Annotated in this window: 7 protein-coding genes; 2 read left to right on the forward strand and 5 right to left on the reverse strand. The window is 57.8% G+C overall.

Annotation, left to right across the window (positions count from 1 at the left end):
* Positions 1 to 112 precede the first annotated feature (112 nt).
* The 4 genes from AAA138_RS09145 to tilS all read right to left on the reverse strand — a co-directional run bounded on the left by AAA138_RS09145 (position 113) and on the right by tilS (position 5,846).
* Positions 113 to 1,297, reverse strand: coding sequence for a pyridoxal phosphate-dependent aminotransferase (locus AAA138_RS09145; protein ID WP_349090573.1), 1,185 nt, complete (start codon positions 1,295 to 1,297; stop codon positions 113 to 115).
* Positions 1,298 to 1,468: 171 nt separating this feature from the next.
* Entirely contained in the window at positions 1,469 to 3,547 is a 2,079-nt protein-coding gene (gene ftsH / locus AAA138_RS09150) for an ATP-dependent zinc metalloprotease FtsH (RefSeq protein ID WP_349090574.1), read from the reverse strand.
* A gap of 61 nt (positions 3,548 to 3,608) precedes the next feature.
* Positions 3,609 to 4,157 carry a hypoxanthine phosphoribosyltransferase gene (gene hpt, locus AAA138_RS09155; protein WP_117774133.1) on the reverse strand — a complete coding sequence of 183 codons (549 nt, stop codon included), beginning with the start codon at positions 4,155 to 4,157 and terminating at the stop codon, positions 3,609 to 3,611.
* Between the two features lie 147 nt (positions 4,158 to 4,304).
* Positions 4,305 to 5,846: a tRNA lysidine(34) synthetase TilS gene (gene tilS / locus AAA138_RS09160; protein WP_349090575.1), complete on the reverse strand. Its 1,542-nt coding sequence runs from the start codon at positions 5,844 to 5,846 to the stop codon at positions 4,305 to 4,307.
* 48 nt (positions 5,847 to 5,894) lie between these two features.
* On the opposite strand from tilS, the gene AAA138_RS09165 reads away from it, so the two are divergent.
* Positions 5,895 to 6,704: an MBL fold metallo-hydrolase gene (locus AAA138_RS09165; RefSeq protein ID WP_349090576.1), complete on the forward strand. Its 810-nt coding sequence runs from the start codon at positions 5,895 to 5,897 to the stop codon at positions 6,702 to 6,704.
* Between the two features lie 82 nt (positions 6,705 to 6,786).
* Here AAA138_RS09165 and AAA138_RS09170 read toward each other — a convergent pair whose 3' ends face one another.
* Positions 6,787 to 7,218, reverse strand: a complete 432-nt coding sequence (locus tag AAA138_RS09170) for an Hsp20 family protein (RefSeq protein WP_035138719.1) — start codon at positions 7,216 to 7,218, stop codon at positions 6,787 to 6,789.
* A gap of 178 nt (positions 7,219 to 7,396) precedes the next feature.
* Between AAA138_RS09170 and AAA138_RS09175 the strand changes: the two genes are divergently transcribed.
* Positions 7,397 to 7,963, forward strand: coding sequence for a hypothetical protein (locus AAA138_RS09175; RefSeq protein ID WP_349090577.1), 567 nt, complete (start codon positions 7,397 to 7,399; stop codon positions 7,961 to 7,963).
* Positions 7,964 to 8,164 lie beyond the last annotated feature (201 nt).

The raw sequence follows: 8,164 nt of genomic DNA on the forward strand, positions 1-8,164 counted from the left end.
TCGGCAGTCGTAAAACTGCTTCATCCCAACCACACAACGGCACAGACAACGGGGTCTGGCTTTAAACCAAACCCCGTTTCACGTAAAACATTGTAAGCAGAGCGCTTTACTTTTAACGATACTCGTCGGCCAGCTGCTTCCAGGCGGGCAGTGAGTTAACAATAGTCTTGTAGCTCACACAGTAGCCCAAGCGGAACCAGCCCGGCATACCAAAACTGTCCGAGGGCACCGCGAGCAGCTCATACTTCTTCGCGCGCTCGCAGAAAGCGTTCGCATCGGGCTCCAGCGCCTTCACCCACAGGTAGAATGCACCATCCGGCTCAACATAGGTGTAGCCGTACTCCGCTAGTGCATCGGTAAGCGCGGTGCGGTTGCGTGCATAGGCCTCAACGTCACTCGGCTCATCGATGCAGTCGATAATTACGCGCTGGAAGAGCGCCGGCGCGCACACGAAGCCCAGCGTACGGGCGGCACCCGCAACAGCCGGCATCAGACGCGCAGCCTGCGGATTGGTGTTGGGAACCAAAATCCAACCCACGCGCTCGCCCGGCAGCGACAGCGACTTGGAATACGAGTAGCACACGATGGTGTGCTCGTAGATCGAAGGCACCCAAGGCACCTCGGCGCCATAGACAATCTCGCGATACGGCTCATCCGAGATGAGCATAATCGGGTTCTCGGGATCGCGCTTGGCGTTGACCTCGCGTAAAACACTGGCCAGTCGCGTCAGCGTGTCGCGCGTATACACGGCGCCGGTCGGGTTATTCGGCGAGTCGATGATGACGGCAGTCGTCTTATCGGTAATCGCCTTGAGCACGTTGTCCACACTCAGCTGGAACGTATCTTCATTGGCGAGCGCCTCGACACACGTACAGCCGGCTTTCTCAATCCACACGCGATACTCCGGGAAGTACGGTGCAATGACGATAACCTCATCGCCCGGGTTCGTAACGGCGTTGAGCGTGCAGGTGAGCGAAGCCGCGGCGCCCACGGTCATAAAGACATCCTTGCCCTCATAACTCGTACCAAAGCGGCGGTTGAGCGACTCAGCCACGGCGGTACGGCACTGCGGCAGGCCCGGTGCGGGCGTGTATCCGTGCAGCTGGTCACTCGGCAGCTCCAAGGCCTTCTTAATGGACTCCGCCACGGCAGCGGGCGCCGGAACGCTCGGGTTACCCAGCGAAAAATCGAATACATTTTCCGCACCAATCTGCGCCTTGCGCTCAAGGCCATAGCTAAAAATCTCGCGGATGATGGAGCTTTCCGCACCGCGAGCATACATAGTTTCGTTGATCATCTGTTCCCCTTTCGCATAGGCGCTATTGTACGCTTTAGCCGAGCAAAGCGCCGCAGCAATGTTGATTGGGAACAGACTTAAATGCGTGAAAACGCTCATTTAAGTCTGTCCCCAATCAACAAAAAGAAAAAGCCTCCGCAGGTTTCCCCGCGGAGGCTTTCACCACAAAGACTATTTGTCGTCGTCGGTGTCGGCACCGGCATTGACGGCACGGTCATCATCGGCAGTCTCGGATGTGGCTTCGGCATCCTCCTGCATAGCCGCCTGCGCAAATGCCGCGGCATCAGCCGCCAGCTCCTCCTCGCTCATGCGAGGCGCACGCTTCTTGGTCGGCATGCCGGCCGCCTTAGCGTTGCGCTCCTCTTTGGCCGCCAGGATATCGCCCTCACGCTCAAGGTAGGCGTCCCACTTGTTGTCGAGCAGGGCGTTTACGGCGTCACCCTCGACGGTCTCACGCTCAAGCAGCACCTTCGCCATCAGGTCAAGCTGATCGCGACGGGCATCCAAAATCTCGGCCGCACGACGATGGGCCTCACGCATAATGCGCTGAACCTCGATATCGATGCGGCGCGCCGTCTCCTCGGAGTAATCCTGATGATCGGCGTAATCGCGTCCCAGGAATACCTGGTGCTGCGCCTCGCCAAACACTTGCGTGCCCAGTTCCTCGCTCATGCCCAGGCGCGTGACCATCTCGCGTGCCATCTTGGTCGCGCGCTCCAGATCGTTACTCGCGCCCGACGTGATATCGTCGCACATGAGTTCCTCGGCAACACGACCGCCCAAGAACACGGCAAGCTCGTCGAGCATCTCGTTCTTGGTCTTGAGGAAGTGGTCCTCCTGCGGAAGCTGCAGCGTGTAGCCCAGCGCCTGGCCGCGGCTGACGATCGAGATCTTGTGAACCGGATCGGAATGCTCCAGGATGTGACCCACCAGGGCGTGGCCGCTCTCGTGGTAGGCGATCGTGGTGCGCTCGGCCTCGGTCATCACGCGACCCTTGCGCTGCGGACCGGCAATCACGCGCTCCATCGATTCCTCGACCTCGTCCATCGAGATCACGGAACGATGGCGGCGGGCAGCCAGCAGCGCAGACTCGTTGAGCAGATTTGCCAGATCGGCGCCGGTGAAGCCAACGGTCATCTGGGCGAGCTTCTCAAACTTCACGTCCTCGTCCATCGGCTTGTTCTCGGCATGCACGCGCAAGATCTGCTCGCGGCCCTTCACATCCGGACGGTCAACCGTAACCTGACGGTCAAAACGACCGGGGCGCAGCAACGCCGGATCCAGGATGTCAGGACGGTTGGTCGCAGCAATCAGGATGACCGACTCGCTCTCCTCAAAACCGTCCATCTCGACCAGCAGCTGGTTGAGCGTCTGCTCGCGCTCGTCGTGACCGCCGCCCAAGCCAGCTCCGCGCTGACGTCCCACAGCATCGATCTCATCGATGAAGATGATCGACGGGGCCTGGGACTTGGCCTCCTTAAAGAGGTCGCGCACACGGCTGGCGCCGACACCCACGAACATCTCGACAAAGTCGGAACCCGAGATGCTAAAGAACGGCACGCCCGCCTCGCCGGCAACGGCCTTGGCCAGCAGCGTTTTACCGGTGCCCGGAGGGCCCACCAGCAACACGCCACGCGGGATCTTGGCGCCCAGTTTGCGATAGCGGTCCGGATCGCTCAAAAAGTCACGGATCTCCTCGAGCTCCTCGACTGCCTCGTCCACGCCGGCAACGTCCTCAAACTTGACCTTGGGGCGCGTGGCCTCGTTGGTCTTGGCGTTGGTCTTGCCAAACTGCATGTTCCTGTTGTTGGCGCCCATCATCTGGCGCATAAAGTAGAACATGATGGCGATCAGGGCGATCGTCGGAAGCACGCTCATCGCCAAGTCGCCCCAAAAATCGGGGTCATTGGTGTTGACGATGTACTTGGTATCGGGGTGTTCCGCCATGAGCTCGGCAAGCGAATCGGAGCCGACATAGGTCGAGGAGAAGCTCTTGAGCTCGCTCGTATCGCCCTTGTCCTTCTTCGTCTTCCAGTAATGACCCGTCACGCTTCCGTCTTGAACCGTATAGGTCAGATCTTCGACGCGATCCTGCTTGATGGCGCTCACCATCTCGCTCGTCGCGAGCTTTACGGTATTGCTAGAATTGGCAAAGCCGGAGCCCATGTTAAAGAAGGCGTAGCCCAGAAGCGCGCAAGCCAAAATAAAATACAGCCAGCCCGTACGCGTGGGCTTCTTGCCTCCGGGCATCCCCGGGATCTTAGGCTCCCGGGGAGTCTGGGAATTGTTATCGTTACGGTCGTCGGGCATCTTACGAATAAACCTCCGGTTTCAAAATGCCCAGATACGGAAGGTTACGATAGCGCTCGGCATAGTCGAGGCCGTAGCCCACCACAAAGGCATCGGGGCAATGGGTTCCAACATACTTGGGCGTGATGGCCGAGGTGCGGTCCTCAACGTCCTTCCACAGGAAGGCAGCGACCTCCAGCGAAGCGGGCTTGCGGCTCTCGAGGTTCTTCATCAGATACTTGAGCGTCAGGCCCGAGTCCAGAATGTCCTCGACGATCAGCACGTCGCGACCGCGGATGTCGATATCCAGGTCCTTAATGATACGCACGATACCCGAGGACTTCACGCCGTCGCCATAGCTCGAAACAGCCATGAAATCGATGTTGGTCGGCAGCTCGATCTTGCGCATCAGGTCGCCCATAAAGACCACGGCGCCGCGCAGGACCGCAATCAGCACCAGATCCTTACCCGCGTAGTCACGAGTAATCTGCTCGCCTAGGCGAGAGACGATACCGTCGATATCCTCCTGCGTAAACAGAACCTTCTCGATATCCGGATGTTGAGAAGCCATGACAACCCTTTCTTGTGCTTATCGCCCACACACCGCCGTATGGACGCGAACTTCACATTCTAGCAGCGCACGGGGTATATTTTCCAGCCCGTACGCCATCAGCGCGGGAATACCGTCAACGTCGCACAGAATAGCTGGCGTGGGACGCTATTCCGCATCGACCACACGAAGCAGATACGCCACGCGCGTTGCGGCCGTGCATTTAAAACGTTCGTCCGTGCGAACGCCTGCGACCCATACCACGGCACCTCCCGGAGCCGTTCTCACCACGGGAACGCCTGCGCGCTCAGAAACGGGAATACGAGCCTCGTTGAGTAGGTCGGATACCTTCTTACTTCGCCCACTCATGCCCAACGGACACATCACATCCCCCGGCACGGGACCGTCTACCCACAGACGCGCCAAACGCGCCTCGGCGGGAATCTCCCCGCGCGAGCCGGCGAGCATCCGTTCGCTATCGCGATCGGCAAAGCCCAGCGTCGCGGCATCCACCATAGCGACCACCCCTCCGGCACCCGCAAGTTCGCGGGCACGGCGCACAATATCACACCCCGGCTCCACAGCCATCGGCTCTGCCACCAGGATGCGGCCCGCCCCCAGCGGCAATCGACCGGGAATGGTGACCCAATCGGCAACTAACCCCTCGCGCGCCGCCGGGGCCTTGAATGACAGCATGCCAAACTCCACGCGCGCATCGATTCCCGCCGGCAGCGTGACCGAACCCGAGCCCTCGGCGACACAGGCGAGCACGCGCTCCACATGCCGCATCTCCGGGCGAGCGTCGGGGTCGATACGCTTAATTGCCAGTCGCACCATGCGCCGAGCAATCACCACCTCGGCCGCGGCCAGTCGGCGAGCGTCGAGGACCAGTGCGCCCACCGCCTCCTTACGCAGGCAGCTTCGAAACGCCTGTGCGGAAAGCTGGGAAAGAAAGGCATCCTCATCGCCTAAGATCTCGCAGGCGGCGCCAATCGTCTTGCAGACGCTCGCGTTGCGCTGCGCCACCACCGGCATCACTCGATGGCGCACGTAGTTACGCAAGTACGACACGTCCTCGTTGCTCTCGTCCTCTCGCCACGGCTGACCATGCACCTGCAGATAGCCCACGAGCTCATCATGAGTCAGGTCGAGCAAGGGACGCACCACGATGTTCCTCCGGCGAGGAATGCTCGATAGGCCAGCGGGGCCCGAACCCTTAATCGCGTTCATCAAAAACGTTTCCGCCCGATCAGAAGACGTGTGCGCAGTGCAGATACGAGCCGCCGTTCGCGGTGCCCCCGTCTGGTCGCAGAGCTCGCGGACATACCTCCGCGCCGCGGCATAGCGCACCTCGCGGGCAGCCGCCTCGATATTGCCCGATTCATCATCAAAATAGGCATGCTCAACACACAGCGGCAAGCCATATTGTGCGCATAGGCCGCGCACAAAGGCCTCGTCGCCATCGGATGCCTCACCGCGCAGATGATGGTTCACATGCAGCACGTGCAGTCGCTCGCGCGCGATGGGAGCTACACCACGCCCATCCTGAATATCCAACTTTGATGTGCACGCCATAAGGAGCAAAGCCGTCGAGTCCGCGCCACCTGATACCATGAGCACCACGGGGGCAGCCGTCTGCCGCGTTGCCAGAGCTTTATCATCAGCCCACGATGCAGCATGGTGTCCATAATGCTGAGATACCGTTGGCATTTGCTTCCTCCTCTATTCGTTCGCACCCATTGTATCCTTTGGAATCTTATGTCTCGTCTGCACCTTCATATCCTTGGCAGCGGCTCAAAAGGCAACTGCGCGCTCATCGAAGGCCCCCGGGGGCTCATCATGATTGACGACGGTCTTTCTCGCCGCGAGACATTAAAGCGCATGACAGAACTGGGACTCTCGGCAGACAACGTCTCGGCTCTTCTCATTACTCATGAGCATACCGATCACATCAAGGGCCTCGATGTCTGGTGCAAGCACTGGCACGGCCCCCTCTTTGCCAGCAGGGGCACACTTTCGAGCAAAGAAAATCTTTCGCATCTGTCTGTCGAGGAATTCGATCCCGGTGACACCCTATCCATTGCCGGCATCCAGGTGCAAACCTACTCAACATCACACGATGTCATAAATCCAGTCGGCTATCGATTCGACGCCCTCGATGATTCCATCGGCTTTGCCACCGACACCGGAGAGCTATCGAGCCAGGCCATGAACACCCTCAAAGATTGTCGAGTCCTCGCGCTCGAAAGCAACCACGATGTGACCATGCTGCGCGAGGGAGAATATCCCCGCTTTCTTCAGGAGCGCATCCTATCTACAAAAGGGCATCTGTCCAACGATCAGGCCGCCGAAGCCGCACGCGAGCTTGTTACCGATCGCACCGAACAGCTCATTGCCATGCATATCAGCCAAGATAACAATCGCCCGAGTCTTACCGTCAAAAACTATGCCAAAGCTCTAGCCGCAACCCTGGATGACGAGGTCGGCAGCTCCGCCACCCTTCTCCAAGGATCGCGAAATCTCTCGATACGCCCCGCAAGCCAGTATCGGCCAGCAACCATTCAATAGACTGTCCTAAACAGCAAAAGGGGCCGGGAATCGCTTCCCAGCCCCTTTTGTTGTCATTTAATAGCGAAGAACACCAACGAAGCTAGTCGATGGAGATCTTCGTAACGTTCTTCTTCTCGACGATCTTGGGAACCGTAACGGTAAGGATGCCGTCAGCGTACTTAGCCGAGAGACCCTCGCTCGAAGCGTCCTTAAGATACACGCCACGCGTCGCGCTGTACGAGCTGAACTCCTTCTGCAGGAAGTTCTTACCCTCGTTCTCCTCGTCTTCCTCGACATTCACGCTAATGGACAGACGGCCCTCGTTAAGCTCGACATCGATATCGTCCTTGGCGACGCCGGTCAGATAAGCCTTAACCTCATAGCCATCGCCCTTATCCTCAACGTCAACGGGGAACGCCTTAGAGGCAATCGAGCTGTTCGCTAGGTCGCTCATATCATCAAACAGATCGAACAGCGAGCTTGCAGAGGGACGAACGCCAAAAACCGAACGATAAGGAACCATGCTTGCCATGTTTACCACTCCTTTATAGGACTGCCGAGTCATCTTCCAGGTGACTGGGACTTCTTTTGACGCTCTTATATATGCCCACCCGATGCTCATATATACATCGACTATAAAGTTTTTTGAGTCCAGTACCATAAGCATATCTAAGTGTGTAGCACTAAGATTTTAGGAAGGTTAAGGTTCTTTGAACCAGAGCTTAAATAACGAGTATGTCCACAGCTACAAATTACAAGGGGCTTACAATGAGCGCGTACACGTTGTTGGTAACGAGCTAAAGGGCATCATGGACGACCAAAACCAGAACAATATGTTTATGCCGACGCAGGGGGAAGATATTTCCACGCAGCCGCCACGGTTCCATCGCCCCCACATCTCGCAAGAGCCCATTAATGATGCAGAGCCCGAATATGTGACGAGAAATCGATATCAAACGCTCGAGGATGCCCAAACGGGACGTAAGCATATGGGCGTCGCATCGGGCGATCCCGTATATCTAAAAGATGCACCGTTATCAAAAAACAGCGCAATCAATGACGACCCGACGAAAACGCCCATAACTCGGCAGCAAAGAGGTCCCCGACCTAAGCAAACCTTAACGCATTCGGCTCGTTATCTCGAAACGCCAAAACAGGGAAAATCAATCTTCGTTTCGTCAAATAAACGACGCAAGCAGCATCGACTGACAATCCTGCTTTTGATCATTGTGGTCATAGCAGTTGCACTTATGATTCGATTTATTGTCTTTAAATAAAAGCTCATTACCCATAAGCCCAACCGGGTTACAGGTGAAATGCAACGACATTGTGAAGTGTAAACGCAAAAAAAGGGGAGGCCGCGAGGCCTCCCCCTTCTCAATTCAAGCGCACGGCTCGGTGCCGTCCACCGGTCAGCGGCGCCCTGGCCTCCCACGGGCTGACCCCGCAGTACTCTCGGCGCGATGGGGCTTAGCTTC

This window comes from Collinsella sp. CLA-JM-H32B, from assembly GCF_040098065.1.
Taxonomy (GTDB): domain Bacteria; phylum Actinomycetota; class Coriobacteriia; order Coriobacteriales; family Coriobacteriaceae; genus Collinsella.

Bases quoted from the DNA above. Each gene is read 5' to 3' on its own strand.
- tilS (WP_349090575.1), bottom strand. From the start codon at position 5,846: ATGCCAACGGTATCTCAGCATTATGGACACCATGCTGCATCGTGGGCT.
- ftsH (WP_349090574.1), bottom strand. From the start codon at position 3,547: ATGCCCGGAGGCAAGAAGCCCACGCGTACGGGCTGGCTGTATTTTATT.
- AAA138_RS09170 (WP_035138719.1), bottom strand. From the start codon at position 7,218: ATGGCAAGCATGGTTCCTTATCGTTCGGTTTTTGGCGTTCGTCCCTCT.
- AAA138_RS09145 (WP_349090573.1), bottom strand. From the start codon at position 1,297: ATGATCAACGAAACTATGTATGCTCGCGGTGCGGAAAGCTCCATCATC.
- hpt (WP_117774133.1), bottom strand. From the start codon at position 4,157: ATGGCTTCTCAACATCCGGATATCGAGAAGGTTCTGTTTACGCAGGAG.
- AAA138_RS09165 (WP_349090576.1), top strand. From the start codon at position 5,895: ATGTCTCGTCTGCACCTTCATATCCTTGGCAGCGGCTCAAAAGGCAAC.